General features: G+C 63.9%; 29 protein-coding genes and 1 pseudogene. 13 read left to right on the top strand and 17 right to left on the bottom strand.

Annotated features, from left to right (window positions below; all coding sequences use genetic code 11):
* Positions 1–51: 51 nt before the first annotated feature.
* From AC1RUK_RS28095 to AC1RUK_RS28125, 7 genes are all read right to left on the bottom strand, one after another.
* Positions 52–231 carry a hypothetical protein gene (locus tag AC1RUK_RS28095; protein ID WP_481838034.1) on the bottom strand — a complete coding sequence of 60 codons (180 nt, stop codon included), beginning with the start codon at positions 229–231 and terminating at the stop codon, positions 52–54.
* 108 nt (positions 232–339) lie between these two features.
* The gene (locus tag AC1RUK_RS28100; RefSeq protein WP_481838033.1) at positions 340–1,146 is read right to left on the bottom strand and encodes a maleate cis-trans isomerase family protein; all 807 of its coding nucleotides are present in this window, start codon (positions 1,144–1,146) and stop codon (positions 340–342) included.
* A gap of 54 nt (positions 1,147–1,200) precedes the next feature.
* Positions 1,201–2,442, bottom strand: coding sequence for a D-amino acid dehydrogenase (locus tag AC1RUK_RS28105; RefSeq protein WP_481838032.1), 1,242 nt, complete (start codon positions 2,440–2,442; stop codon positions 1,201–1,203).
* 90 nt (positions 2,443–2,532) lie between these two features.
* Positions 2,533–3,714 carry a cystathionine gamma-synthase gene (locus tag AC1RUK_RS28110; RefSeq protein WP_481838031.1) on the bottom strand — a complete coding sequence of 394 codons (1,182 nt, stop codon included), beginning with the start codon at positions 3,712–3,714 and terminating at the stop codon, positions 2,533–2,535.
* Positions 3,711–5,150 (bottom strand): pyridoxal-phosphate dependent enzyme, encoded by a 1,440-nt coding sequence (locus tag AC1RUK_RS28115; RefSeq protein WP_481838030.1) that lies wholly within the window; start codon positions 5,148–5,150, stop codon positions 3,711–3,713. Before AC1RUK_RS28115 ends, AC1RUK_RS28110 begins: the two co-directional genes overlap by 4 nt.
* 268 nt (positions 5,151–5,418) lie before the next feature.
* On the bottom strand, positions 5,419–6,762 hold the full coding sequence (locus AC1RUK_RS28120) for an FAD/NAD(P)-binding protein (RefSeq protein WP_481838029.1): 1,344 nt from the start codon (positions 6,760–6,762) through the stop codon (positions 5,419–5,421).
* Between the two features lie 25 nt (positions 6,763–6,787).
* A complete protein-coding gene (locus AC1RUK_RS28125) occupies positions 6,788–7,264 on the bottom strand; it encodes an RrF2 family transcriptional regulator (protein ID WP_481838028.1) in 477 nt (158 codons plus the stop codon).
* 682 nt (positions 7,265–7,946) lie between these two features.
* Between AC1RUK_RS28125 and tauA the strand changes: the two genes are divergently transcribed.
* The 5 genes from tauA (at position 7,947) to AC1RUK_RS28150 (ending at position 11,856) form a co-directional block, all read left to right on the top strand.
* The gene (gene tauA, locus AC1RUK_RS28130) at positions 7,947–8,960 is read left to right on the top strand and encodes a taurine ABC transporter substrate-binding protein (protein WP_481838027.1); all 1,014 of its coding nucleotides are present in this window, start codon (positions 7,947–7,949) and stop codon (positions 8,958–8,960) included.
* A gap of 83 nt (positions 8,961–9,043) precedes the next feature.
* Complete coding sequence (locus tag AC1RUK_RS28135; RefSeq protein ID WP_481838026.1) at positions 9,044–9,817, top strand: taurine ABC transporter ATP-binding protein; 774 nt, start codon at positions 9,044–9,046, stop codon at positions 9,815–9,817.
* A complete protein-coding gene (locus tag AC1RUK_RS28140; RefSeq protein WP_481838025.1) occupies positions 9,814–10,674 on the top strand; it encodes an ABC transporter permease subunit in 861 nt (286 codons plus the stop codon). The genes AC1RUK_RS28135 and AC1RUK_RS28140 overlap by 4 nt, the downstream gene beginning before the upstream one ends.
* Before the next feature lie 15 nt (positions 10,675–10,689).
* Complete coding sequence (locus tag AC1RUK_RS28145) at positions 10,690–10,875, top strand: hypothetical protein (protein ID WP_481838024.1); 186 nt, start codon at positions 10,690–10,692, stop codon at positions 10,873–10,875.
* Positions 10,876–10,926: 51 nt separating this feature from the next.
* Positions 10,927–11,856 (top strand): TauD/TfdA dioxygenase family protein, encoded by a 930-nt coding sequence (locus AC1RUK_RS28150; RefSeq protein ID WP_481838023.1) that lies wholly within the window; start codon positions 10,927–10,929, stop codon positions 11,854–11,856.
* Between the two features lie 185 nt (positions 11,857–12,041).
* Here AC1RUK_RS28150 and AC1RUK_RS28155 read toward each other — a convergent pair whose 3' ends face one another.
* Positions 12,042–12,227, bottom strand: coding sequence for a hypothetical protein (locus AC1RUK_RS28155; protein WP_481838022.1), 186 nt, complete (start codon positions 12,225–12,227; stop codon positions 12,042–12,044).
* A 307-nt stretch (positions 12,228–12,534) separates the two neighbouring features.
* Between AC1RUK_RS28155 and AC1RUK_RS28160 the strand changes: the two genes are divergently transcribed.
* The 4 genes and pseudogenes from AC1RUK_RS28160 to AC1RUK_RS28175 all read left to right on the top strand — a co-directional run bounded on the left by AC1RUK_RS28160 (position 12,535) and on the right by AC1RUK_RS28175 (position 15,868).
* Positions 12,535–12,894 carry a septal ring lytic transglycosylase RlpA family protein gene (locus tag AC1RUK_RS28160; RefSeq protein WP_481838021.1) on the top strand — a complete coding sequence of 120 codons (360 nt, stop codon included), beginning with the start codon at positions 12,535–12,537 and terminating at the stop codon, positions 12,892–12,894.
* A gap of 278 nt (positions 12,895–13,172) precedes the next feature.
* Entirely contained in the window at positions 13,173–14,450 is a 1,278-nt protein-coding gene (locus tag AC1RUK_RS28165; RefSeq protein WP_481838020.1) for a polyhydroxyalkanoate depolymerase, read from the top strand.
* A gap of 191 nt (positions 14,451–14,641) precedes the next feature.
* Positions 14,642–15,258, top strand: a pseudogene (locus tag AC1RUK_RS28170) (transglutaminase-like cysteine peptidase).
* A 370-nt stretch (positions 15,259–15,628) separates the two neighbouring features.
* The gene (locus AC1RUK_RS28175; RefSeq protein ID WP_481838018.1) at positions 15,629–15,868 is read left to right on the top strand and encodes a hypothetical protein; all 240 of its coding nucleotides are present in this window, start codon (positions 15,629–15,631) and stop codon (positions 15,866–15,868) included.
* A 108-nt stretch (positions 15,869–15,976) separates the two neighbouring features.
* Here the strand turns inward: AC1RUK_RS28175 and AC1RUK_RS28180 are convergent, their stop codons facing one another.
* The 4 genes from AC1RUK_RS28180 to AC1RUK_RS28195 are packed head-to-tail and all read right to left on the bottom strand — an operon-like array spanning position 15,977 to position 18,710.
* Positions 15,977–16,345, bottom strand: coding sequence for a helix-turn-helix domain-containing protein (locus AC1RUK_RS28180; protein WP_481838017.1), 369 nt, complete (start codon positions 16,343–16,345; stop codon positions 15,977–15,979).
* 10 nt (positions 16,346–16,355) lie between these two features.
* Positions 16,356–16,877 carry a Smr/MutS family protein gene (locus tag AC1RUK_RS28185; protein ID WP_481838016.1) on the bottom strand — a complete coding sequence of 174 codons (522 nt, stop codon included), beginning with the start codon at positions 16,875–16,877 and terminating at the stop codon, positions 16,356–16,358.
* The gene (mltA, locus tag AC1RUK_RS28190) at positions 16,874–17,980 is read right to left on the bottom strand and encodes a murein transglycosylase A (RefSeq protein ID WP_481838015.1); all 1,107 of its coding nucleotides are present in this window, start codon (positions 17,978–17,980) and stop codon (positions 16,874–16,876) included. The genes AC1RUK_RS28185 and mltA overlap by 4 nt, the downstream gene beginning before the upstream one ends.
* A 25-nt stretch (positions 17,981–18,005) precedes the next feature.
* On the bottom strand, positions 18,006–18,710 hold the full coding sequence (locus AC1RUK_RS28195) for a Tim44/TimA family putative adaptor protein (protein WP_481838014.1): 705 nt from the start codon (positions 18,708–18,710) through the stop codon (positions 18,006–18,008).
* 199 nt (positions 18,711–18,909) lie between these two features.
* Here AC1RUK_RS28195 and AC1RUK_RS28200 point away from each other — a divergent pair, with 199 nt between their 5' ends.
* A complete protein-coding gene (locus tag AC1RUK_RS28200) occupies positions 18,910–19,410 on the top strand; it encodes an FxsA family protein (RefSeq protein ID WP_481839372.1) in 501 nt (166 codons plus the stop codon).
* Positions 19,411–19,538: 128 nt separating this feature from the next.
* Positions 19,539–20,039 carry a protein-export chaperone SecB gene (secB, locus tag AC1RUK_RS28205; RefSeq protein WP_436169985.1) on the top strand — a complete coding sequence of 167 codons (501 nt, stop codon included), beginning with the start codon at positions 19,539–19,541 and terminating at the stop codon, positions 20,037–20,039.
* 96 nt (positions 20,040–20,135) lie between these two features.
* Here the strand turns inward: secB and dnaQ are convergent, their stop codons facing one another.
* The 5 genes from dnaQ to AC1RUK_RS28230 all read right to left on the bottom strand — a co-directional run bounded on the left by dnaQ (position 20,136) and on the right by AC1RUK_RS28230 (position 24,163).
* Positions 20,136–20,840, bottom strand: coding sequence for a DNA polymerase III subunit epsilon (dnaQ, locus tag AC1RUK_RS28210; protein ID WP_481838013.1), 705 nt, complete (start codon positions 20,838–20,840; stop codon positions 20,136–20,138).
* 178 nt (positions 20,841–21,018) lie between these two features.
* Entirely contained in the window at positions 21,019–21,624 is a 606-nt protein-coding gene (coaE, locus tag AC1RUK_RS28215) for a dephospho-CoA kinase (RefSeq protein ID WP_481839371.1), read from the bottom strand.
* The gene (locus tag AC1RUK_RS28220; protein ID WP_481838012.1) at positions 21,624–22,466 is read right to left on the bottom strand and encodes a shikimate dehydrogenase; all 843 of its coding nucleotides are present in this window, start codon (positions 22,464–22,466) and stop codon (positions 21,624–21,626) included. Before AC1RUK_RS28220 ends, coaE begins: the two co-directional genes overlap by 1 nt.
* Positions 22,459–23,058 (bottom strand): Maf-like protein, encoded by a 600-nt coding sequence (locus AC1RUK_RS28225; RefSeq protein ID WP_481838011.1) that lies wholly within the window; start codon positions 23,056–23,058, stop codon positions 22,459–22,461. The genes AC1RUK_RS28220 and AC1RUK_RS28225 overlap by 8 nt, the downstream gene beginning before the upstream one ends.
* A gap of 283 nt (positions 23,059–23,341) precedes the next feature.
* Positions 23,342–24,163 (bottom strand): pyruvate, water dikinase regulatory protein, encoded by an 822-nt coding sequence (locus AC1RUK_RS28230; RefSeq protein WP_481838010.1) that lies wholly within the window; start codon positions 24,161–24,163, stop codon positions 23,342–23,344.
* A 404-nt stretch (positions 24,164–24,567) separates the two neighbouring features.
* On the opposite strand from AC1RUK_RS28230, the gene hemE reads away from it, so the two are divergent.
* Both hemE and hemJ read left to right on the top strand, forming a co-directional pair.
* Entirely contained in the window at positions 24,568–25,599 is a 1,032-nt protein-coding gene (gene hemE, locus AC1RUK_RS28235) for a uroporphyrinogen decarboxylase (RefSeq protein WP_481838009.1), read from the top strand.
* On the top strand, positions 25,599–26,129 hold the full coding sequence (hemJ, locus tag AC1RUK_RS28240) for a protoporphyrinogen oxidase HemJ (RefSeq protein ID WP_481838008.1): 531 nt from the start codon (positions 25,599–25,601) through the stop codon (positions 26,127–26,129). Before hemE ends, hemJ begins: the two co-directional genes overlap by 1 nt.
* The last annotated feature ends 116 nt before the right edge of the window (positions 26,130–26,245 follow it).

The raw sequence follows: 26,245 nt of genomic DNA on the forward strand, positions 1-26,245 counted from the left end.
GTTTGCACCGCCCGGGGGCCGACAGGCGCCCAGCGCCGGCCGTTGCGCCGTTTATCGCACGGAGCCGGTGACGGTACGGTCGATGGCATCGGGAACGGATTTGCGTTCGTTTCCGGCAAGTGCCGCTAAGATCAGCAGGCTGGCGACGACCGGCACGAACAGGATGGCGACACGGGCCTGCACATAGAAAATGGCGCGCCATTCGCTGCGCTTGTCGCGGCTGTCGCTCATCGTACTCACTCTGTCATGCCCCCCCGAGGCGGGACATAGAGGCGAACGGTTAAGCAACCCCTTCCGATTTCGTTAACGCGCGGATTTCGACCCCCGCCAAGCCTTCGCTCAGCTGGCCGGCAACCCGAACAGCCTGCCGCCTGCGGGCACGACGTCGTCAATCCCCGCAAGCCGCAAACAATGCCAGGCCATGGCATGGTTGCTGGAGGTGACGGGGATGCCGATACGCTGCTCGAGGCCGGCCACCGCTTCGGCGACGCGCAGGCTGGTGCAGGAGATGAAGATCGCCTCCACCCCCGGTGCTGCCGCCATTTTTTCCGCCGCGGCCTCGATCGAGGCGAGCGAGATACGGGCGGCCTCGCGGTCGTCCTGCCGGTCGAAGGTGGCGACGGCCGCAATGTCGAGGCCACGGCCGGTGAAATAGGCGACGAGGCCTTCGTTGATGCGGGGTGAATAGGGCGTCAGCAGGCCGATGCCCTTGACGCCAAGCGCCTTGAAGGCGGCAAGTGCGCCGGTGACCGGCGTGGTGCAGGCGACACCGGGCCGCGCCTTCCGGATCTCGGCGAACACCGCCTCCTCGCCGAGCGTCATCGTCGCCGAGGTGCAGCCGAAGCCAACGACGTCGAGCGGAATGCTGGGCAGGATGAGGTCGACGCATGGCGCGATCCTCGGGCCGATGGCGCGCAGCGTGTCCGGGGTGATGTCGTGGTCGTTGAAGACGCGGGCCTCGTAGAAGGCGACGCCGGGAATGCGCACCAGGGCGCGGAATTCATGTTCCAGCGTCTGGTCGGTAGCCAGGATGGCCAGGCCGATCGCGGCGCGTGAGGCGAGGCCGCCGTCGAGCTCCGACGGCAGTACGCCGAGATCGATGGGTCCGGAAGAGGGAAGGCGGGCGGCGGCAAGGTTGGCGGACATGGCGTACCCTTTCATCGTCTCTTCTGATCCCAGGGACGGGCTGGGATCATGCTCTCAGTTCAAAAGTCCGTCCATGGAAATGGCCGGCGTGCGACCGGCGACCAGATCGGCGGTGATGCGGGCCGAACCGTGCGACATGGTCCAGCCGATATGGCCGTGGCCGGTGTTGAGGTAGAGGTTGCGCAAGCGCTGCCGCCCGAAGGCAGGCAGATTGTTCGGCGTCATCGGCCTCAGACCCGCCCACATTTCGGCGCGGTCGTAGTCGGCGCCTTCGGGATAGAGTTCTTCGGTCACGCCCTTCATGAAGGCGAAATCGGCGGGCTTGTGGCTGGTGTCGTAGCCGGCGAACTCCGCCGTGGCAGTGACGCGGATGCGGTCGCCAAAGCGCGAGATGGCGACCAGATTGTGCTCGTCGACGGAAGCAATCGTCGGCGGCTGCGGCCGGTTGCCGACGGGAATGGTCAGCGAATAGCCCTTGATCGGATAAATCGGCAGGCTGATGCCGATCGTCCTGGCAAGCACCGGACTGTAGGAGCCGAGCGCCAGCACATAGGCGTCACCCTTGAACGGCCCCTTGTCGGTCAGCACCTGGGCGACGCCGTCGCCCGATGTCTCGATGCCGGTGATGGTCGTGCCGGTATGGATAGCGCCGCCGCGCTCGACGACCTTGGCCGCAAGCGCCCTGGTGAACTTCGCCGGATCGCCGGTCTCGTCGGTCGGACAATAGATGCCGCCGGCGATCTTCTCCTTCGCGGAGGCCAGTGACGGATCGAGTGCGACGACGCCGTCGCGGTCGAGCACTTTTATCACCTGCCCATCGGACTCGAGCAGCTTCATATGCTCGACGCCCTTGTCGAGCGCCTGCTGGCTGCGATGGAAATAGAGGATCCCGCGATCGTTGCGGTCGTAGTCGATGGCCTCGTCGGCGATGACCTCGTGCAGGACGGACTGCGAATAGGCGGCGAGCCGGTGCTTGAGCAGCGTGTTGCGCCGCGCCTTCTCGGCCGTGCATTCCAACAGGAATAGCCACGACCAGCTGTAGAGCCTGGGATCGGCCGAGATCTTGAAGCGCAGCGCCTGATCCTTCAGCACCAGCGATTTCAGCAGGATCATCGGCGCCCTGGGCGACGACCAGACGAAGGAATGTCCCGGCGCGATCATGCCGGCATTGCCCCAGCTGGTCTCGGTGGCGACTTGTGCCTGACGCTCGAGGAGCGCGACCTCGTGCCCGTCCTTCTGCAGCTGATAGGCAGTGGTGACGCCAACGACGCCGCCACCCAGCACGATCACGCGCATGACGCCTCCGGAGATCGCAAAGTCGGCACACTCTAGAGTGGAATCCGAAATTGCAAAGTCCGGACTTGTGGTCCACGGGCCAGGAGTCGCTTAGGCCCGCAGCGCCTGATCCAGGTCCGCAATCAGATCATCCCCGTCCTCGATGCCGGCCGAGAGCCGGACCAGTGAATCGGAAATGCCGATGGCGCCGCGTTTTTCGGCGGGGATCGAGCCGTGAGTCATCAGCGCCGGGTGCTCGATCAGGCTTTCGACGCCGCCGAGGCTTTCGGCCAGCGTGAACAGTTGCGTGCGCTCGAGGAAGCGTTTGGTGCCAGCCAGGTCACGGTCGAGCTCGACCGAGATCATGCCGCCGAAAGCGTGCATCTGGCGTTTCGCGATCTCATGCTGCGGATGGCTGGCGAGGCCGGGATAGATGACGCGGCGCACGTCGGCGCGGCCTTCCAGCCATTGCGCGATCTTCAAACCATTCGAGGAATGGCGCTCCATCCGCAGCGCCAGCGTCTTGATGCCGCGCAGCGCCAGAAAGCTGTCGAACGGGCTGGAAATGGCGCCGATGGCGTTTTGGAGGAATTTCAGCCGGTCGGCCAGGTCCTTGTTGTCGCCGACGATCGCCACGCCGCCGACCATGTCGGAATGGCCGTTGAGGTACTTCGTCGTCGAGTGGACGACGATGTCGATGCCGAGCTCCAGCGGCCGCTGCAGATAGGGGCTGCAGAAAGTGTTGTCGGCGACGGAGAGCAGGCCCTTGCGCTTGGCCAGGGCGGCGACGCCTTCGAGATCGACGACGCGCAGCAGCGGGTTGGTCGGCGTCTCGACCCAGAGCAGCTTTGTCTCCGGGCGGATCGCGGCCTCGACCGCGGCGAGGTCGGTGAAGTCGGCGAAGCTGACCTGGAGGCCCGCCGAGCGCTTGCGCACCCGCTCCAGCAGGCGGAAGGTGCCACCATAGATGTCGTCGGTGGCGACGATATGGGCGCCGGAATCGAGCAGCTCCAGCACGGTCGAGATCGAGGCCAGGCCGGAGGCGAAGGCGAAGGCGGCGGTGCCGCTTTCGAGATCGGCCACCGCGCGCTCGAAGGCGAAGCGGGTCGGGTTCTGGCTGCGGGCGTACTCAAAACCCTTGTGCACGCCGGGCGACTGCTGGCCGTAGGTGGAGGTGGCGTAGATCGGCACCATCACCGCGCCGGTCAGCGGGTCGTGGCTCTGGCCGCCATGGATGGTGCGCGTCGAAAAGGCCAGACGGTTCTTGCCCGATAGCGGAGGGTTTGTGGTCATCGTGCGCGCCTCAAATGGTTGATCAGGTCGATGCGGGTTATCAGGCCGACGAACTCGGCGCCATCGAAGATGATGGCGACTTCGTTGCGGTCGAAGACAGGCAACAGCGCATCGAGCGTCTGGCTGGCCTGCAGTGTGTGCAGGCTGGAGGTCATGGCGGTGCGGACCGGGGCGTTGAAACGCTCCCAGCGGCCGTCATAGGGGCCGTCGACCTTGGCCAGGATATCGCTTTCATCGACGATGCCGACGAGCTTGCCGTCGTCGAGCACCGGCAGCTGCGAGACATCGGAGCGGCGCATGCGGCCATAGGCGTTGAGCAGGCTTTCGTCCGGGCCGACATAGACCGTATCGCCGGTGCGGTGCGAGCGCATCACCAGGTCGCGCAGATCGCCATGCTGTTCGTGCTCGGCAAGGCCCTGCTCGGCCAGCCAGAAATCGTCGAACACCTTCGACAGATATTTGTTGCCGCTGTCGCAGACGAAGGTGACGACGCGCTTGGCAGACGTCTGCTCGCGGCAATAGCGAAGGGCCGCCGACAGCAGCGTACCGGACGATGAGCCGGCCAAAATGCCTTCCCGGGACAGAAGATCGCGCACCGCCAGCATGCTTTGCTTGTCGGGGATGGAGTAGGCTTTTTTGACCAGCGACAGGTCGGCATTGGGCGGCACAAAATCCTCGCCGATGCCTTCCACGGTCCAGCTGCCGGCCTCTTCCATCTTGCCGGTCTTGATCAGCGGCGCCAGCACCGAGCCGACCGGATCGGCCAGCACCATCTCGGTCTTCGGCGACACTTTCGCGAAATAGCGGCCAAGCCCGGTCAGCGTGCCGCCGGAGCCGACGCCGACGACCACGGCGTCGATGTCGCCTTCGAGTTGGGCGAAGATTTCGGGGCCGGTGGTGGTCTCATGCGCCATCGGGTTGGCCGGGTTGGCGAACTGGTTGGCGTAGAAGGCACCGGGCACTTCCGATGCGATCTTCTCGGCCATGTCCTGGTAATATTCCGGATGGCCCTTGCCGACATCGGAGCGTGTCATGCGCACCTCGGCGCCGAGCGCGCGCAGATGCTGGATTTTTTCGCGCGACATCTTGTCGGGCACGACCAGGATGATGCGGTAGCCCTTGGGAATGCCGACCTGGGCGAGGCCGAGGCCGGTATTCCCCGCAGTCGCCTCGACGATGGTGCCGCCGCGCTTGAGCTTGCCCTGTTTCTCGGCGGCGGCGATCATCGACAGCGCGATGCGATCCTTGATCGAGCCGCCGGGGTTCTGGCTTTCGAGCTTGATGAACAGCCGGCACTTGCCGGTATCGAATTTGGTCAGTTCGACGATGGGCGTCTGCCCGATCAGGTCGAGCACCGATGCATAGGGCGGACGCAGGCGGGACATTGCGCCGTCCGAAGGGGTACTGCCGGGTGCCGCGGTTCTATGCGCGCTCATATCAGAGGCTCCATGGGTCAACCTAGCGTCTTTTCCAGCCGATCGCCGTTGGAAAGAAGATAGACCGTGCCAATCCGACGGCCAGACGGGGAATGAAATTCCACTACCTTCGGCCCGCATGGTGCCAGGCTGTGCTGAGATTCAGGTCAGGCCGAGTCGAGAGCAGTGGTTTCCGAGAACCGGAGCGGAGCGTACTTAAAGTACGTGAGCACCGGAAGCGCAGGAAGCCGCCATTTGCAGGCCGGCATCACCTGAATATCAGTACAGCCTACCCTAGCAGCTGCTTGCTCAACCTTGCGCACTGAACGCGGATATCCGGGATGGCGTCGATCTCGAAGAAAGTGCCCCTGGTCAGCGGCCCGACGGCGAGGATCTTGGCCGATACACTCCCGTCACTGCCGATGATCTCGCAATTGGCCGACACGTCGAGGCCGAGCCGCAGCGGGTCCGGCCGCGCCAGCCCGCGCCCGACCAGCGAGCGCACGACGCTGTTCGAGGTGGTCGAGATGTCCCTGGCGATGCCGGTGCAATCATAGAGGCGGGCGACTTCGAGCGTTTCGAGCGCCTGCGTGTGGCGGGACTGGATCTGCACTGTGAAGGCGTCGTCCGCCTCGATGCCGACGACGCGCCCGGCGACGGGACGGATGCGGCCGGATTGCACCGCCTCGGTGACGCGGGCATGGACCTGGGGCGCCAGGCGATGCCTGTGGATGTCCCACCAGGCCTTGGTGTGCTCGACGAAGCGGCGCTTGGCCGAAGACGGCCAGTTCTGCCAGATCTTCTGATTGAAGGGCCGCAGACCATCGACGACGTCGCGCCAGTCGATGCCGGCCCTTTGGTTTTCGCGGATCAGGTCGCGGAACCAGCTGACGAAATAGGAAAGCTGGGTGCCGAGCGGGATATCGGCGACGTCGAGCTTGATCGGATTGCCCTTGCGGTGCGGCGACGGCAGCAGGCCGCGCCGGGACACGGCGACGATCTCGCCCTTATGGCCGCGTTGCTCGAGCGAGAGAAAAGCATCGACCATGCTGAGACCGGTGCCCAATACCAGCACACGGCTTTCGGGGTCGAGCGCGGTGTCGGCTTCCGTCCCCATCCTGATCGCGTGACCCTGGCCGGCGCCGGGCTGCTCGTCATGGCCGGTGGCGAGCACGGCGAGATGCGCAACCACGCTGGTGCCGTTGGCCAAAGCCACCTCGACGCCGGAAGCGGCGGGCGAGATCTGCAGGCTCTCCTCGCGGATCAGGCGCAGGCGGCCGGTCTCGCGTTCGCGGGCCTCGAGCTCGTCGAGCAACTCCTTCAGATAGCGGGCATAGAGGCTGCGCGGCGCATAGACCGGCGCCTGCTCCTGACTTGCCAGGCCGCGCTCCAGCAGCCAGCGCCAGAAATTGCCGGGATCGTCGGCATAGGCGCTCATGCCGGCGGCGCTGACATTGAGCACATGTGCCGACAGCAGCGTCGAATAGGCCATGCCCTGGCCGAAATGCGGACGCTTCTCGATCAGCGTGACGCGCAAGTCGGGATTGGGCGATTTCAGCAGATGCGCGGCAAGCACGACGCCACTGGCGCCGCCGCCGACGATGATGATCGAGTTTGCGCGCCCGACGGTCATGCGCGCACCGCCCGCCTTGGCGTGTTCAGGCCTGGATCTTCGCTGCAGCCGGAAGGTCGTCGATGCCCCTCGCGACCGTAAGGTCGTCGAGGCCGATATCGCGCATCTCGGCGAGGCTGCGCTGATCCAGCACCTCGGCAATCGCCTGCCGGACCTCCAGCATCAGATGTCGGACTTGGCATGTCGCCTCGTTGCAGTCTTCGCAGCGCTGGTATTGGGTACGGCTGGCGCAAGGGATCGGCGCCAGCGGCCCGTCGAGCACGCGCACGACATGGCCGACCTTGATCTCGTCGGCCGGGCGCGCCAGGCGATAACCACCTTCCTTGCCCTTGCGGCTCTGGACGAAGCCGGCATTGCGCAATTCGCCGAGGATGGCGTCGAGGAATTTCTTCGGGATGTTGTTGCCTGCGGCGATATCGCCGACGAAGGCGAGTTGCCCAACCGGCAATTGCGCGAGATGGACGAGCGCCTTGAGGCCGTACTTGCCCTTTTTGGTGAGCATGAGCCGAACGTTTCTCTGACCTGCGATGGCATGGCGCCATCGGTTGCGAAACGCTTGGCGTGCCTCCCCGCCGCGTCCAAGCTGTCATGACACATAAATTCTAGTGACATGATATACAAGCCGATTGCTGTTGATTTTGCTCGGTTTTCAGGCCGCTTTAGCGATTTTAGGCCGGGCTTGTGACGCTGAGGACACAGAAACCCGCCTTGCACGTGCAGGAGCCTGTGGCCCGGACCGGGATGCGGTGGGTATGGTCGCTCATCGTGCTCAACTCCCTAATGTCGATAAGAATACTATAGTTACTCCCGAAGACAGGGAATGGGGTTTCAATTCGGCGTGAGTTTGAAGCATGGATTTGTCGAACGAGGTTTCTCCTGGAAATCTCGGTTCTTGGCAGGCGGCGGCCGCATTCGCTTCGCCATCCCAGGGCGGAGCAGGAGCGAGGCGACATCGCGGAGACCCTGGGATGACGAAACTCGCAGGCTTCAGCCACCCTTGACGGTCCAGTGCCACCTACCGCGGCCGCGCCCATCACAGTCGCCCTTTGCGCGGCGCCAGCCTGTCGCCAGTGGCTTTTTTCCACACAACCCGCCTCGCTTGGAAGGATTTAACTCTACAAGAACGATAGAATTAGCGGACTATGAAAAGGCAACCCGATTTCCGCTTTTTCATGGAGCTCATCATGTCGATCATTTCACGACGCATCATCCTGCTCTCGTCGGCGGCACTTGCCGGCGCCGCCTTCCTCGGCCCGGCCTCTGCTGACGATCTCAAAATCACCATCGGCTACCAGACCGTGGTCGAACCCTCGAAAGTGCCGCAGGCCGACGGCGCCTATGAAAAGACGACCAAGGCCGCGATCGACTGGCGCAAATTCGATTCCGGCGCCGATGTCATCGCAGCGGTCGCCTCCGGCTCGGTCGATATCGGCTATGTCGGATCGAGCCCGCTGGCAGCCGCGGCCAGCCGCGAGCTGCCGATCCAGACCATCTTCGTCGTCGGCCTGATCGGCCAGTCCGAAGCGCTGGTCGCCCGCAACGGCGCCGGCATCGAGAAGATCGCCGACCTTGCCGGCAAGAAGGTGGCGGTGCCGTTCGTCTCGACGACGCATTACAGCCTGCTTGCCGCGCTGAAGCATGAAGGCGTCGATCCGAAGTCGGTCGAGATCCTCAATCTCAGGCCACCGGAGATCGCTGCCGCCTTCGCGCGCGGCGACATCGACGCGGCCTATGTCTGGGATCCGGCGCTCGGCCAGATCAAGACTTCGGGCAAGGTGGTGCTGGATTCCTCGCAGGTTGCCGCCTGGGGCGCGCCGACCTTCGATGCCTGGATCGTGCGCACCGACTTTGCCGAAAAACACCCGGAAGCGGTGCGCGATTTCGTCAAGGTGACGGGTGCCGCCTATGCCGAATTCCTGGCCAAGCCCGACGCCTGGTCGGTGTCGTCGCCGCAGGCGGCCAAGATCGCCAAGATCACCGGCGCCAAGCTGGAAGAAGTGCCTCAGCTGCTCAAGGGCTATGTCTTCCCGACGCTCGAGGAGCAGGCCTCCGACAAATTCCTCGGCGGCGGCACGGTCAAGGCGATCGAGGCGGCTTCGGCCTTCCTCAAGGAGCAGGGCAAGATCGACGCCGTGCTGCCCGACTACTCGAAATACGTGTCGTCGAAATATGTCAGCGAGGCGCTGGCCTCGAACTGACGCGCGACGCGTGCTGCCTGCCCGGACCGCTGACGAGGAGCGGCTTCGGGCAGGTGTATTTACAGAACCTATTGCGAGGGACCATGCCTCAACTCGTGCTTGATAGGGTCTCGGTGCACTACGAAGGCCAGGCAGCGCCAGCCGTCGAGCGTGTCTCGATCAACGTCGCCAAGGGCGATTTCGTCGTGCTGGTCGGCCGCTCCGGCTGCGGCAAGACCTCGCTGCTCAACGTCGCAGCCGGGCTGGTCGAGCCGGTGCGCGGCAGCGCCAGCATCGGCGGCCGGCCGATCACGGCACCAGGCCCGGACCGTGCCGTAGTGTTCCAGAACGATGCGCTGTTCCCGTGGCTGACCGCGCGCGAGAATGTCGCCTTTGCCCTCAGGCTGCGCGGCGTGCCGTCAGGCGAGCGGGCACGCCGCGCCGACGAGATGCTCAGAATGGTCAAGCTCGATGGCGCCGGCGACAAGCGCATCTGGGAGCTTTCCGGCGGCATGCGCCAGCGCGTCGGCCTAGCCCGCGCGCTCGCCGCCGAACCTGAGTTCCTTTTGCTCGACGAGCCGCTCGGCGCGCTCGATGCCCTGACGCGCGAGCGCATGCAGACGACGCTGCTCGATCTGTGGGCGGCAAGCCGTGTCGGCGTGCTGATGGTCACGCACGGCATCGACGAAGCGCTGGTGCTGGCCACCCGCATCGTCGTGCTGGCGCCCGGACCGGGGCGGGTGGTGCGGATTTTCGAGACCGGCTTCAGCCGGCGCTACGCATCCGGTGAAGCCATTCGCAGCATCAAGGCCGACCCGGCCTTCGCGGCGGCGCGCGGTGAACTGACCGATGCGATCTTCGAAGGAGAGGCGGCGTGACAATTTCCTCCTACACGGAACGGGCCCTCGCCAAGAGCGACGAGACCGACACCCTGTCGGTGCCGTGGTCGCGGCCGCGCTCGAAACGGCACGGGATTTCGGCACGCGCGGTCAGCGCCGTCACCATCCTGGCGGTGCTGGCGGCATGGGCGCTGTCGGCCCGCCTGCAGCTGGCGTCGCCGGTCTTTCTGCCTTCGCCTGTCGCGGTCTGGACCAAGTTCGTCGTCGTCGCCCGTGACGGCTTCGTCGACGCAACGCTCGCGCAACACGTCATTGCCAGCCTCGGCCGGGTGTTCGCGGCGCTCGTCGTGGCTATCGTCGTCGGCGTTCCGGTCGGGCTGGCCATCGGCATCAGCACCATCGGGCGCGGCATTTTCGATCCGCTGCTGGAATTTTTGCGGCCGGTCCCGCCGCTCGCCTATCTGCCGCTGGTCGTCATCTGGTTCGGCATCGGCGAACCGTCGAAGATCCTGGTGATCACCATTGCCATGCTGGCGCCGGTGGCACTGTCGACGGCATCAGGCGTGCGCGGCGTCTCGCAGGAGCGCGTCAACGCCGCGCGCGCGCTCGGCGCCAGCCGCTTCCAGCTTGTCCGGCATGTGATCCTGCCCAGCGCGCTGCCGTCGATCCTGACTGGCTTGCGCATCGCGCTCGGCGCCGGCTGGTCGACGCTGGTCGCCGCCGAACTGGTGGCGGCGACGCGCGGGCTCGGCTTCATGATCCAGTCGGCCGCCCAGTTCCTCGTCACCGACGTCGTGGTGATGGGCATACTGGCGATCGCGACAATCGCCTTCGTGCTGGAATTCATCATCCGCCGGATCGAGCGCCAGCTCGTTCCGTGGGCGGGACGGGAATGATCGGAGAGAATGACGATGACCCATTCCACAGCCATGCTGTTCGCCCATTTCGGCAATTGGCTGCTCGCCTGGACCAGGGAGAGCCGGCCGCTTGAACATCAGCCGAGATCGCCGGCACCGGTGCAGCTCGATGCCGAGCGCGACCGCCTGCCGCCGCGCGACGAAGGCTTTTACTGGGCCTGGCAATATTGGTCCCAGTGATCAACCTCAGTTGACCTGCCTTTTCCCCCCAAAAGAAACGAGGAGATACCTGTGAGCAACCCGGCCCCTACCGACCAGATCATTCCCGCGACCGATGCTATTCCGCTGACCGCCCGCGTGGGAGCGGAAATCAGAGGCATTCGCCTTGTTGGAAACCTGTCAGATGCCACCATAGCGTCGATCAATCAGCTTCTTTTGAAGCACAAAGTCATCTTCTTCCGTTCTCAAGAGCATCTCGACGATTCCGAGCATGAACTGTTCGCGCGGCGCCTGGGGGATCTTGTGCCTCATCCCACGCAAGGGCCGCTGGCAGGCACCGCTTCCATCCTCAATCTGGATTCGAGCCGGGGCGGAGGCCGCGCGGACCAATGGCACACCGACGTTACGTTCGTGGACGCCTATCCGAAGTTCTCCGTCCTTCGCGGCGTCGTCATTCCTCCGGCCGGAGGCGATACCATTTGGTCCAACACACATGCCGCATATGAAAGCCTGCCGACACCGCTCAAATTATTAGCAGACAATCTCTGGGCCATTCACAGCAATGCCTACGACTACGCTGCCGTTCGTCCTCGCGCCACGGTCGAGGAAAAGAAACATTTCGAGGAGGTCTTCACCTCGACCATCTACGAAACCGAGCACCCTGTTGTGCGCGTGCATCCGGAAACCGGGGAACGTTCGCTGCTGCTGGGCAACTTCGTCCAGCGCTTTGTCGGTCTATCAAAGAGCGACTCCTCGAAACTCTACGAGTTGTTCCAAACCTATGTGACCACCCCCGAGAATACCGTGCGGTGGCGGTGGCATGCTGGCGACGTCGCAATCTGGGACAATCGAGCCACCCAGCATTATGCGGTGAATGACTATGGAAGCCAGCACCGGATCGTGCGCCGCGCCACCGTCGACGGCGATGTGCCGATCAGCGTCGACGGACGCCGTAGCGTCACTCACGTCAAGGCGGCCAAGCCGGCGGCAAAGGCAGCCTGAAGCCATCGGGCGCCGTCTGTCCAACCGGACATGCGGCGCCGGCCTTGCCAACGGTCATGGTCGTCAGCGGCGGCAATGGTCGCGCTTCGGTGGCGGGCCGCATCGAGCTTGGCGATCTCAAGGGCAAGGATCGCCAGTTCTATCAGCACCACCGAGCCAGTGGGCGAACTCGCAGGCCGGCCCAGTCAGATGCGCGAGCGGTTTGCCCAAACCAGACCGAGCAGGCCGACCAGCATGGTGATGAGACCGATGTAGAGCCATTGCGACTGGCCGCTCATGAAGCTTCCCGGCACAAGGCCGATGCCTTGCAGCGACCACAGCAGGCCGATGGCGAGCACGATCAGCGCCAGCAAATTCCTCATCAACCGCATCGGTGGAATTCCCTTTCCAAGTCGATCGTCAACAGCGTCACTGCGGCAATGAAAGAGCCAAAGGAAGCGATCCGATCGCGTCCATCTCTACTTGCTTATTAACGCTCGATCTTGCCAGAGCTGACTGGGAACCGGCGTGATGTTCATCACAGATAAGCTGCCCGATGCGGGAAGACTCATGACAAACTGTTTCCCGCCGACTCCAAACGTGTGCTTCCGCCACGGAACCGCCAGATCATTGCCGCATTTCGTGCCTTAATCGTTCCTTAACGGCTGGGGTCTGTCTAAACGGAGCCATTCCCCCAACATGTTGAAAACCAAGCAAACCGCGCTTGTCGCGGTAACGGTAGCGGCTGGCCTGATGGTCGGCGCCTCCACCTCCTCCGCGGCCGCCCAGTGCGGCCGTGCCTCCTGGTACGCGCTGCACTCCCGCACAGCCTCCGGCGAGCGCATGAACCCCTCGGCGATGACCGCCGCGCACCGCACCTTGCCCTTCGGCACAAAGCTGAAGGTGACCAACAAGAACAATGGCCGCAGCGTCGTCGTGCGCATCAACGATCGCGGTCCGTTCATCAGGGGCCGTGTGCTCGACCTGTCGAAGGGCGCCGCCAGCCAGCTCGGCTTCATCGGCTCGGGTCATACCGCCGTCTGCATGGCGCGCGTCTGACGCCACTATCTCCTGGACCATGATCTTTTCCGAAGACTTGGGGATCATGGTCTGCTGTCGGGCGACACGCGCCGGACACATTTCCTACACACTTCGCGACGCACCGTGAGCCGGCTCGGCCATTCAAGGCGGATTTTCAACACCTTGGACGAAAGAAGCATTGGTCACGGCAAGTGACGTATTGCATCGCAGCAATTAGTTGTTAACCTCGCCGCGAGAGATTCAAGGCTCGGCGCTGCTCGTCGTCCCTTCGGTCGGATGCAGCAGCGGGGTTCTTGATGTTCTACCAGCTCTACGAAATGAACCATGCGGCAGTGCAGCCCGCCCGGTTCTATGCCGATGCGGTGCGGATGTTCTACACCAATCCGCTCAATCCGATCTCGCACACGTCCTTTGGCCGCTCGGTCGCGGCGACCGCCGAATTGTTCGAGCGCACCACGCGCCGTTACGGCAAGCCAAAGTTCGAGCTGGCCAAGACCGTCGTCGACTGGAAAAGCGTCGACGTCACCGAAAAGACCGTCTGGTCGAAGCCGTTCTGCAATCTGGTCCGTTTCGAACGCGCGGTCCCCGCCGGACGCAAGCCCGATCCGAAGCTTTTGATCGTGGCGCCGATGTCGGGCCATTACGCGACCCTGCTGCGCGGCACGGTCGAAGCGATGCTGCCGCACGCCGACGTGCACATCACCGACTGGGTCGACGCCCGCATGGTGCCGGAGGCCGATGGCAGCTTCGACCTCGACGACTATATCGACTACATCATCGACATGTTCCATGCGCTCGGCCCAGACACCCATGTCATGGCGGTCTGCCAGCCCTCGGTGCCGGTGCTGGCGGCGGTGGCGCTGATGGAAAAGCGCGGCGACCCCTTCGTGCCCTCGACCATGACGCTGATGGGCGGCCCGATCGACACCCGCCGCAATCCGACAGCGGTCAATTTGCTGGCCGAAGAGAAGGGCATCGGCTGGTTCCGCGACAACGTCATCATGCGGGCGCCCTGGCCGGTTCCGGGTTTTGGCCGCGAGGTCTATCCTGGCTTCCTGCAGCTGTCGGGCTTCATGAGCATGAACCTCGACCGCCACATCATCGCCCACAAGGACTTCTTCATGCATCTGGTGAAGCATGACGGCGACAATGCCGAGAAGCACCGCGATTTCTACGACGAGTACCTGGCGGTGATGGACCTGACGGCGGAATTCTATCTGCAGACCGTCGACACCGTGTTCGTGCGCCACGCCCTGCCCAAGGGCGAAATGATGCATCGCGGCGAGTTGGTCGACACCTCGGCGATCCGCAATGTCGCGCTGTTCACGGTCGAGGGCGAGAATGACGACATCTCCGGCCTCGGCCAGACCCAGGCCGCGCACGATCTGTGCGTCAACATCCCGGCCGACCGGCACGCCCACTACATGCAGCCGGCGGTCGGCCATTACGGCGTCTTCAACGGCTCGCGCTTCCGCTCCGAGATCGTGCCGCGCATCGTCGACTTCATCACCAGCTATGGCCGCCAGAGCCGCGTTGCCGCAAAGCCGAGGCTGGTGCGCTCCGCCAAGAGCTGACTCTACTAGAAGGTGAGAAGCGCAACCGAGCGTCGAAACGGCGGCGCCGGCGTGCCCGGATCGTCCTGTTGCACAATCGCCGCTGTCAGGATGGTGAAAGTAACCATGCCATCAATCGGACCACAGTCATAATTGACACGGACTGTAAATCGCTCTTAACGTTTCGTTAACAACAAGGGCGAACGGGGACAATGATTTCCTCACCGATGGCACGGACGCTGCGTTTGTGCGCAGTCGCAGGGCTGGCGATTTCGGGATGCTGGGTGGGACCGGCGTCGGCCGCGGGAGCGATGGCGACCGGCGGGATGACGTCGCAACCGATCGGACATTACGATTTCTGCAAGTCCAATCCCGGCGAATGCTCGATCCGGCCGCGCAGCCTGGCGCCGGCCAGGATGACCAATGCGCTCTGGCGCAAGCTGACCAGCGTCACCGCCAAGGTGAATGCCGCCGTCAAGCCTCTGAGCGACTACGACATCTACGGCAAGGATGAAGTCTGGGCCTATCCGGACAGCGGCTTGGGCGACTGCGAGGATTATGTCCTGGAGAAGCGCCGCGACCTCTATCGCATGGGTATATCGCTCGCCGATCTCCTGATGACCGTCGTCCGCAAGCGGACGGCGAGGGCCATGCGGTGCTGACAGTGCGTACCGACAAGGGCGACTACGTCCTCGACAATCTGACCGACAAGGTCCGCTCGTGGGATGAGACCGGCTACCGCTTCCTCAAGCGTCAGGCGATCGACAACACCGGCCGCTGGGTTTCGATCCGCGATGGCCAGCAGGTTTTGGTCGGCGCGGTCCAGTAAGCGCAGGCGCGACGCGTTCGAAGCACGCCGCGTCAAGCGCCTTATGTAGCGCACCCCATAGCTATCGTAGGTCGGCGCCACCCCTCATTGCCCTGCCGGGCATTTCTCCCCGTATAGTGACGGGGAGAAAGACGCCGTCATCGATGTTTTCGCCAATCGTCGACGCTGCAGAATGGGCGCCAACGCGGCGGCCATCACCTTCTCCCCGTCACTATACGGGGAGAAGGTGCCGGCAGGCGGATGAGGGGCAGCGCTGCCCTCGATGGGATGGCCGCGCACCGCATCGCCTCTGATCAGATTTCGCAGTCTCCGTGAACCATTTCCTCCCGGCCGGCGACACACTGCCGTAACCCAACCGTGGAGATTTCAAATGACTGCTTTTCTGCGTAATGCCTTTCTCGCCGCCGTCGCGATGTCGGCCCTGGCCGGGCCAGCTGTGGCCGATCAGACCGTCACCAGCTGCGCCAACACCTCGACCAACGATCTGTGGAGCGGCCGGTGTTGCGGTGCCGGCGACTCGAACTGCCTGGGCGGTGGAAAAAATGGCCACGACCATGACCGTGGCGATAATGGCCGTGGAGACAAGGGCGGCCAGGCCGGCAAGAAATGATCTCACGACAGTTGTCCGCCGGCTGTCCGCCGGCGGGCATCTGTTCAGGCGAAGCGAACGCCAGCGCCAGCGCGGGCGAACTCGCGTCCCCTTTGCGTAAATTGCGTACTACACCCGCCGACCAAGTGCTGCGCGGATCGATGCAGTGATGCGGTGAAGCTCGGCTTCGTCCAGCTTCTCGATGTTTTCGGCCAGAAGATTGGCAAGCTCGGTGGCGGCGGGCGAAAGGCCCGACGTGTCGATCCTGACGCGCGGATGCGAGGCTTCGGCGAGGCGGGCAAGCTCCTCGGCATCGTCCCAGATGACGTTGAAATAGCCGATGATCTTCTGGATCAGCGTCCAGGTCGGCGCGCCGCGCCGGCCGTGCTCCAGCGCCGACAGATAGGCGGCGCTGACACCGATGGCCTCGGCCATCGCCTTCTGGCTGAGGCCGCGCTCGTTTCGCAGCGCGCGCAGCTTTTCACCGAATGGGGTCATGGGCCCGGCTTCATGAACGTACCCGCCTAATGCGGACATAGAGTGCGCCCGAGCCGCCATGGTTGCGGGCGGCGTGGTCGTGGCTGGAAACCAGCGGCCGGAAGGCGGGCGTCGACAGCCAGGCCGGCACCGAGCGTCGCAGCACGCCGTCGCCGCCCGACGAGGAGCCCTTGCCGGTGATGACCAGCACATAACGGATACCGCCGGCATGCGCCCGATGCAGGAACGAGAACAGCAGCGAATAGGCCTCGTCCTGGGTCAGGCCGTGCAGGTCGACGCGGCCTTCGATCGGCAGCCGGCCCTTCTTCAACCTGTCCAGCGTCGGTTCGTCGAGCGCATGCGAAACATGCTGTGTCTTCGGTTTCGCGGCGACGACCGGACTGCCGACAGCGGGCACCGGCGTCGGCTTTGGGTCGACAACGATGTCCGGAATGACAACGGCGGCCTTGCCCTTCAGCGGCTTGGCCGTGCGCGCCACCAGGTTCCACAGGACACGGTCGTCCTCGCTCAGCCTGTCGATGCGGCGGGTCATGGCGCCGTCGCCGAAACGAGCGGACGCGGGAGCAGCGCGTAGAAATCGGCGGCATTGCGCACGACGCCGGCGATCTCGCCGGCGGCATCGCCCGAGCCGGCGAACAGGTCGCCGCGGGCCGGACCGGTGATGGCCGAGCCGGTGTCCTGCGCGATCATCAGCCGCCGGAACGGCTTTGCGTCGAAGGCGGTCAGCGACGGCGCGTCGATATGGAAGGGCGTGCCGAATGTGTGGAGCAGCCGGTCGACGGCAATCGAGCGACCCGCCGTGAGCGGCACCTTGGCGGCGGCGATCGGGCCGAGGCTGGCATCGTCGACCGCCGCTTCGCGGAAGAAGATGTAGGAGCGGTTCTGCCAGAGGATCTCGTCGACGCGATCGGGATGCGCCTTGAACCAGGCGCGGATCGACTGCATCGTCACCTTTTCCAGCGCAATTTCACCGCTTTCGCTCAGGATCTTGCCGGGCCCGGTGAAGCGCTGGCCGGATTTGGCGGCATAGGTGACGCGGCAGAGCCGGCCGTCGGTCATCTTCAGCCGCGCCGCGCCCTGGACATGAACGAAGAAGGCGTCGACCTTGTCGGCGAGCCAGGCAATTGCCGGGCCCTTGCCATCAAGCGCGCCGCGCTCGATCGCGCCGCGATCGAAATATTCGACCGGACCGTTCGGCGTATCGCGGGCGAAAGCGAGATAGGGGTCCATGCCCGCCGGCCGGTTGGCGTCGTCGAGATCGACGAGATCGGCGGGGCGCGACAGAAGAGGCACCGAAAACCGTTCGGTCCGTAGCGGCGAGGCCTCGACCTCCGGCTCGTAGAAACCGGTGACGAGGCTGGCGCCGCCATTTTCAGCGCCGATGCGGGCAGGGACGAAGTGACGTTCGAAGAAGCTTCGGGATTCGGATCGATTCGGCGGCGAAACGGCGCGCGCCTCGTCATAGGCCGCGGCGAAGGCGGCGAAATCGACACCGAGCGCGCCGGTGCGATAGGGCTTTGTCAGGACATGGAAGGCCGAACGGCGAAAGGCGGCAAAGGCAGCCAGATGGTCGTCATCGGCCCAGCCGGGGAGCCGGTCAAAGGATGTTTCGCTGAAAGCCGGAGATAGCGACACGACAGGTCCGCCGCTGGTTCCGGGTTCAGTCTTCTTCTTCGGTGGCGACGAGCTTCCAGTTCGGATCGCGCGAGCGCGTGTCGCGGGCAAAGGTCCAGACGTCCTTGACCTCGGCGACGGTTTCGGGATCGCCGTCGATGACGGTGCCGGCCTTGTCGCGGGTTGCCGAGATCAGCTCGCTGACGATGCGCAGCGTGATATGCGCCTCGCCGCCCTTCATCTCGGCGGCAACGATATCGGCCTTGTCGATGCCGACGAAGGAGGACTGGATCTTCTCCGACTTCGCCTCGCGGTCGCCGATCGCGGCGACGAAGCCGTCATAGACCTCGCGCGACAACAGGTTCTTCAGCGTTTTGCGATCGCCGTCGGCATAGGCCATGACGATCATCTCATAGGCCATCTTGGCGCCGTCGACGAAGGTCTTCGGATCGAAGGTCTGATCATTGTCCTTGATGGTCCGCAGGCCCTTGTTGAGGTCGCTGTCGGGTTTGGCGAAGGCGTCGATCGCGACATAGGTGTCGGCAGCCGGTTCTCCGGGCATGCGCTTGCGCGGCAGCGAGACCACATTCTCGGACTTCTGCGCGGCATCCTCGCGGGTCCTGGTCGCTGCATAGGGGTCGAAGGGCGGGCGTTCGCTTCCGGTGCGCCGACCCAGCACGTTGCGCAGCTGGAAAAAGATCACAACCGCCGCAATCAGAAAGAAAATCGTGCCGAAGTCGAAGAAACCCATATCTTCCGCCAATTCAATCCCAGCCCAGACCGAACCCCGGCCAGCCGAGAGGCCACAGTCGCATAGCGTTCAACATTCAAAGCATATAGAACGCTAGGCGCAATCATTCAAATCAAAGGCAGGCATACCTATCTAACAGCTCCGGTGCCAGCGGCGATTGCGCGCTGGCCGGCAAAACATGGAAATGATCGGCCAAGACTTGCGTATTTCGTTGCTTCCCCTGTTCCTGCTCGCGCTTCCCCTGCTGGAAATTGCCGGTTTTGTCATTGTCGGCAGCCAGATCGGCGCGCTGGCGACGGTCGGCCTGGTGCTGGCTTCGACCATTGCCGGCAGCCTGCTGCTACGCCACCAGGGTTTCGGCGTCATGACACGCGTGCGCGCCGAAATGGATGCCGGGCGCGATCCGAGCCGCCAGCTCGCGCATGGCGCCATGATCGTGCTGGCGGCGATCCTTTTGATCATTCCCGGTTTCATCACCGACGTCTTCGCCATCCTGTTGCTGCTGCCGCCGGTGCGCGACCTGGCCTGGCGGATGCTGAAAGGCCGGATCGTGCTGGCGACCAGCTTCAGCGGCAGCGGTTTCCGGACGAGGCCACGCGACAAGGTCATCGATCTCGACGACGGCGATTATACGCGCGCCGACGACTACAACCGAGGCCCGGACCACAATTCCCCCTGGCGCCGGCTTAAGGACGATTAGAGCTGGCACGATCCAGATCCGGGGACGAGCCGAAGGCGGCAAACCTTGTCTTGTCATGCCGACCATGGTAGCGAACCCCCGGTTTCAATCCGGTCAGCACTGCTGCCCAGGCAAAAGGACAAAGGCTCATGGCCAGCAAAGATGACGCGCCGGTCGGCGCCGCCAATGGCAACAACAATGCAGCGCAGCCGGCACTCAACGTGCTCGCCCAATATGTGAAGGACCTGTCCTTCGAAAGCCCCGGCGCGCCGAATTCGCTGCGCGGCCGCGACAAGGCGCCCGGCATCGCCATCAATGTCAACGTCAACGCCAATCCGCTCTCGGACAAGCAGTTCGACGTCAATTTGACGTTGAACGCCAAGGCGTCGTTCGACCAGGAAGTGCTGTTCAACGTCGAGCTGGTCTATGGCGGCGTGTTCGCCATCAGCGGCTTCCCGCAGGAGCACATGCTGCCGATCCTGTTCATCGAATGCCCGCGGCTTTTGTTCCCCTTCGCCAGGCAGATCATCGCCGAGGCGACCCGCAACGGCGGCTTCCCGCCGCTGATGCTCGACCCGATCGATTTCGCGCAGATGTTCCAGCAGAAGCTGGCCGAGGACCAGGCGGCGTCCAAGGTGAAGGTTAGCTGAGAGCAGCGTCTCGGTAGCGTTGAAAAGCCCGGCTTCGCGCCGGGCTTTTTTGTTGGAGACGTCGAAGGGACAGAGGGGGCGCGACGGATCGCTACTTCAGTTCCCGGCCACCCTCAACCACAACGCCTTCTCCCCGAGCGTGGCGACCAACCCGGCATGGGCCGTGCGGTCGGCCTCGGTCAGGCGCGGCGGCAGGGCGATTGGTCTCGCGGCGATGCTGATGTCGATGTCGGCTACATCGCCCGAGCCGTTCACCTGCACCGCCACCGTGTCGAGGATGAGCGCTGCCTGCTTGCCGCCGATGAGCTCGATATAGACCTCGGCCAGCAATTCCGAATCGAGCAGGGCGCCGTGCTTGGTGCGGTGGCCGTTGTCGATGCCGTAGCGGCGGCAGAGCGCATCCAGCGAGTTTGGCCCCATCGGATGCTTGCGGCGCGCCAGCGCCAGCGTATCAACGACGCGGCCGGGATCAATGGCGGGATGGTCGAGCCGGCCGAATTCGAGATTGAGGAAGCCGATATCGAAATTGGCGTTGTGGGCGACGAGCTTGGCGCCGTCGGTGAAGGCCAACCACTCGTCGGCGATTTCGGAAAAAGTCGGCTTGCCGACGAGGTCGGCGGCGCTGATGCCGTGAACGGCCTGCGCTTCGTGATGGATCGGCCTGCCTTGCGGGTTGATGAATTTATGGAAGGTGCGCCCGGTCGGAAAGCGGTTGACCAGCTCGACGCCGCCAAGCTCGATGACGCGGTCCTCGCGCGAGTCGAGGCCCGTGGTTTCCGTATCGAAGATGATCTCGCGCATCGAATCAGTCCGCTCTAAAGGAGCAGAATCATACACCGGAACAAAATGGCAATGGGCAATGCTGAAGGCCTACGCATGATCCCCGAAAATCGGAACCGATTTTCGGAAAGGATCATGCGCAAAATCAAAGTTCTACAGCGTCCTTTGCGCGTCCGAATGGACGCGCGGCGCTGTAGTGTCAGGAGCCGTCCCTGCCGGGCTTATCCCCTGTCAGTTCGGCGATGATGGCCCCGACCGCAGCGCGCGCGGCTTCGAAACCCTCACCGGTGTCGATGATGAAATCGGCCTGCTTGCGCTTTTCGGCGTCGGGAACCTGCTTGGCCAGGATCGCCGCAAGCTTTTCTTCGTTCATGCCGGGCCGCGCCAGCACGCGGGCGCGCTGGATTTCTGGCGGCGCGGTGACGACCACGACCTTGTCGACGCGGTTTCGCCCGCCAGTCTCGAACAAGAGCGGGATATCGAGCACGGCAAGCGGTGCGCCGGCGGCGCGGTGCCTGGCCAGGAAGGCATCGGCGTCGGCGCGCACCAGCGGATGGACGATCGCTTCCAGCGTCTTCAGCGCTGCGGCGTCACCGAGCACGCGTCCGGCGAGCTTCGTGCGGTCGACAACGCCGGCATCGGTTGTGCCGGGAAAGGCCGCCTCGACCAGCGGAGCGGCCCTGCCGGCATAGAGGCGATGCACCGTCTCGTCGGAATCATGCACCGGCACGCCGGCCTCGGCGAACATTTTTGCTGTCGTCGACTTGCCCATGCCGATCGATCCGGTGAGGCCAAGCACGATCATCATTTTGCACCGATATCGGCGACGATCATCTGCCGGAGCTCGGCGGTGACGTCCGGCCTGATGCCGAACCAGTGCTCGAAACCGGGCACGGCCTGGTGCAGCAGCATGCCGAGCCCGTCGACCGTCCTGAGATTTCTCGCGCGCGCCGCGGCAAGCAGCGGCGTCTCCAGCGGCACGTAAACAATGTCGGTGACGATGGCGTGGTCGGGCAATCCGGCCGGATCGGCGGCGAGAGCCTCGTTGCCATGCATGCCGAGTGCTGTTGTGTTGATGAGCAGGCCGGCATCGGCCAGCAATTCGCCGGTCGCCTGTTCGCCATGGGCGGAGACCCCGGCGCCGAAGCGGCGAGCCAACTCCTGCGCCCTCGCAAGCGTGCGGTTGACGACGCGGATGTCGCTCACGCCGCGCTCGACCAGTGCATGGATGACGGCACGCGAAGCGCCGCCGGCGCCGAGCACCACGGCCGGACCATTTTCTGCCCAGCCCGGCGCGCGCTGGTCGAGATTGGCGGCGAAGCCATGGCCGTCGGTATTGCCGCCCCACAATGCGCCGTCCTCGAACCATAGCGTGTTGACGGCGCCGATCACTTCGGCCGCCTCGTCGCGGCGCGCCACCAGCGCGAAGGCGGTTTCCTTGTGCGGAATGGTGACATTGCCGCCGCTATAGCCGTTGTCGCGCAGCGTGCTCAGAAAGGCGGCGAAATCCTCCGGCGCGACGTCGATCGCCCGGTAGCTGCCGTCAATGCCGTATTTTTTCAGCCAGTGACCGTGGATCTTCGGCGACCGCGAATGCGCGATCGGATGTCCGGTGACAAAAGCCTTTTTTGCTGCTGCCTCAGCCATCGATGGCTCCGAGCTCGCGCAATTTCGCCAGAACCGGCAGCAGCGGCAGGCCGACAATCGTAAAATAGTCGCCCTCGATCTTTTCGAAGAGCTGGATGCCTTCGCCCTCGATCTGATAGGCGCCGACGCTGGAGAGCGCCTTGGCGCCGACACGCGCCAGATGGCGGCCGATGAAGGCCGGGTCGAGCTTGCGCATGGTCAGGCTGGCGACACCGACATGGCGCCACAGCACCTCACCGTTGCGGCAGAGCACGGCGGCACTGTTGAGCTGATGCGTCTTGCCCGACAGCGCCAGCAGATGGCGGCGCGCGCCTTCCATGTCGGCGGGCTTGTGGAACACCTCGTCGCCGAGCGACAGCGTCTGGTCGCAGCCGATCACCAGCGCGCCGGGCTTGCGTTCGCTGACCTCGGTCGCCTTGGCTTCGGCCAGCACCAGGGCGACATCCTCGGGAGAAACGCCGCTGTCTTTTAATGGTGCCTCGAGCGCGCGCTCGTCGACATCGGCCGGAACCGCCTCGATCTCGAGCCCGGCATGGACCAGCATCGCCTTGCGGAACGGGCTGCCCGAAGCGAGGATGATTTTCTCGGTCATTTTGCACTCGGGCGCAGACAAAGGCGCGGTTGGAGTATGAGCGTTAATCTGTAACGTTGGCGCCGCCCCTCATTGTCCTGCCGGACATTTCTCCCCGTATAGAGACGGGGAGAAAGGGCAGCTTCGGCGCAGGAACTCCTTCCGGCCACGGTGGTGATTGGCGAAACCATCGATGACAGCGCCCCTCTCCCCGTCACTATACGGGGAGAGGATGCCGGCAGGCAGGTGAGGGGCGGCGCCGAATTTCCGCCAGGAAGACTCGGAAAACGCACTCTTCGCCCATCTATCTATTCTTACCCCGCAGGGCAACGATCGCCGCGGCGGTCTCCTCGATCGAGCGGCGGCTGACGTCGATCATCGGCCAGCCATGCCTGGTGCAGATCTGGCGGGCATAGGCGAGTTCCTCGGTGATGGCGGCGCGATCGACATAGTCGGTCGCCTCATAAGAACTGCTGTTGCCGAGGATGCGGTTCTGGCGGACATGCGAAATGCGTTCGGCGGTGGCGATCAGACCGACGATCAAAGGCGTCTTGGCGTTGACCAGGCTCTCCGGCACCGGCACGCCGAGCACGATCGGGATGTTGGCGGTCTTGATGCCCCTGTTGGCGAGATAGATGCTGGTCGGCGTCTTCGAGGTGCGCGAGATGCCGATCAGCACGATATCGGCGTCGTCCATATTGGCCGGCAGCTGGCCGTCATCATGCTCCATTGTGAAGTTGAGCGCGTCGATGCGGCGGAAATATTCGGCATCGAGCACGTGCTGCGCGCCGACGCGGCGGCCGGCCGGCGTGCCGAGATAGGACTGGAAGACGCTGAGCACCGGCTCCAGCACCGAGACGCAAGGCAGGCCCATGGCCGCGCAGCGTTCGTCGATGCCGCGCGCCAGCTTCTGGTCGACGACGGTGTAGAGGATGATGCCCGGCTCCTCCTCGATGTCTTCGAACACCTTGGCCACCTGCTTTTCGGTGCGGATCAGCGGATAGATATGCTCGATGGCGCGCGCGTCCTTGTATTGCGCGGAAGCCGCACGACCGGCGGCCAGCAGCGTCTCGCCGGTGGCATCCGAAATCAGGTGGAGGTGAAAGAAGCTCTGGGGTTTGTTCACAGGGGTTGGTTCCAGGCTGTGGGCGGATGTGGATAAACGGGGGCTGAGAAAACGACCGGCGAAGAGGGACTGTATCAGATGGCAGTTTGTCCACAATTCGATGTGCTGTAGGCTTCGTCGGGCGGCTGGGGACAAGTCTGGGGACTGGCGTTTTCACCCTTCCTCCATCCACAGAGCCATTTTCCTCGCGCTGACGTCAAGCCATTGACTCCAGTCATGGATTCCAAGTCTTCCACAAAGTCCTGCAATCCCGCTGGAGAAGCACGCGACAATATGCTGACTGGCCTTTTGGGCGGTCAGGCTGGACAGGTGCCAACCACCACAACCAACAGACTCTTAGAATCAGAAGATTCTTAGAAATAAGATATTTGATTTAGAAAGAGGCCTGGAGAGGCGAACGCTGCATGCGGCACAAGCGGATCATGCTGGACGTATTGAAGGGCAAGGCGGTGTCTCCGCCACCGCTCTGGATGATGCGTCAGGCCGGGCGCTATCTGCCGGAATACAGGGAGACGCGGAAGCGGGCTGGATCCTTCCTCGATCTTTGCTACAATCCCGACCTCGCCGTCGAGGTTACGCTGCAGCCGATCGAGCGCTTCGGCTTCGATGCCTCGATCCTGTTCTCCGACATTCTCGTGGTGCCCAATGCGCTTGGGCGTGACGTGCGCTTCGAAGAGGGTCGCGGGCCTCTGCTGACGCCGATCACGGCTGCGGAGATTTTGGCTCTGGAGAGCGAAACGTTTCACGTGAATCTCGAACCGGTCTACGAAACGGTTCGCCGGCTGCGGGCGAAACTGCCCGACGAGACGACGCTGATCGGCTTCTGTGGCGCGCCATGGACGGTGGCGACCTATATGATCGCCGGCCATGGAACACCCGATCAGGCGCCGGCGCGGCTGTTTGGCTATCGCGAGCCGGAGGCCTTTGCCCGGCTGCTGAAAGTGCTGGCTGATCATTCGGCCGCCTACCTCATCCGCCAGATCGAGGCCGGCGCCGATGTCGTGCAGATTTTCGACTCGTGGTCGGGCGTGCTCGACGACGTCTCTTTCGAGGCTTTTTGCGTCGAACCGGTTGCGCGGATCGTCAGGCAGCTGAAGGCGATCCATCCCGAGGTGCCGATCATCGGCTTTCCAAAGGGCGCTGGAGAGCGCTATCGCGATTACCGCCAGAAGACAGGGATAACCGGCCTCGGCCTCGACTGGACCGTACCGCTCGGCATGGCGAAAGAGCTGCAAGCTGGTGGTGCGGTGCAAGGCAATCTCGATCCGTTGCGGCTGGTGGCCGGCGGTAAGGCGCTGGCCGACGGCGTTGATTCTATCCTGAAGGCGCTGGGCGATGGTCCGCTGATCTTCAATCTCGGCCATGGCATCACGCCGGAGACGCCGGTGGCACATGTCGAGGCAATGGTGAAACTGGTGCGGAGCGCGACACGCTGATGGCCGACATGAGCAACCGCACCGGCCAGGCGATGAAGCGCATGGCCATCGGTATCGCCGCCTTGGTCGTGCTGACCGCGCTGCTCTTTTTCGCGGCGCCAGACGGCTTCTACCCCTGGGCCAAGGCGATCCATGTGATTGCCGTCATCTCCTGGATGGCCGGCATGCTCTATCTGCCGCGGCTGTTCGTCTACCACGTCGATGCCGAGAAGGGTTCTGGCCAGTCCGAGACCTTCAAGGTGATGGAGCGCCGGCTGCTCAGGGCGATCATCAATCCGGCGATGATCGCCACCTGGGTATTCGGCCTCTGGCTTGCCTGGAAAGGTTTTGGATTCCAGGGCGGCTGGCTGCACGCCAAGATCGCCGCGGTGCTCTTGCTGTCGGCGCTGCATGGCTATCTCGCCGGCGCGGTGCGCAAATTCGCCGAGGACAAGAACGAAAAACCGGCAAGGCACTGGCGGATCGTCAACGAGATCCCCACATTGCTGATGATCGTCATCGTCGTCCTGGTCGTCGTGAAGCCATTTTGATATCGCGCCGACCCGCAAAAGGCGGCTTGCTCTTTCAACGGACCGACGATACAAGACGGGTCTTCCTTCCCGTCATGCGCCGCCCCTTTTTCGCTTTCGGCCGCGCCCGGCATTTG

The organism is Mesorhizobium monacense, assembly GCF_056781675.1.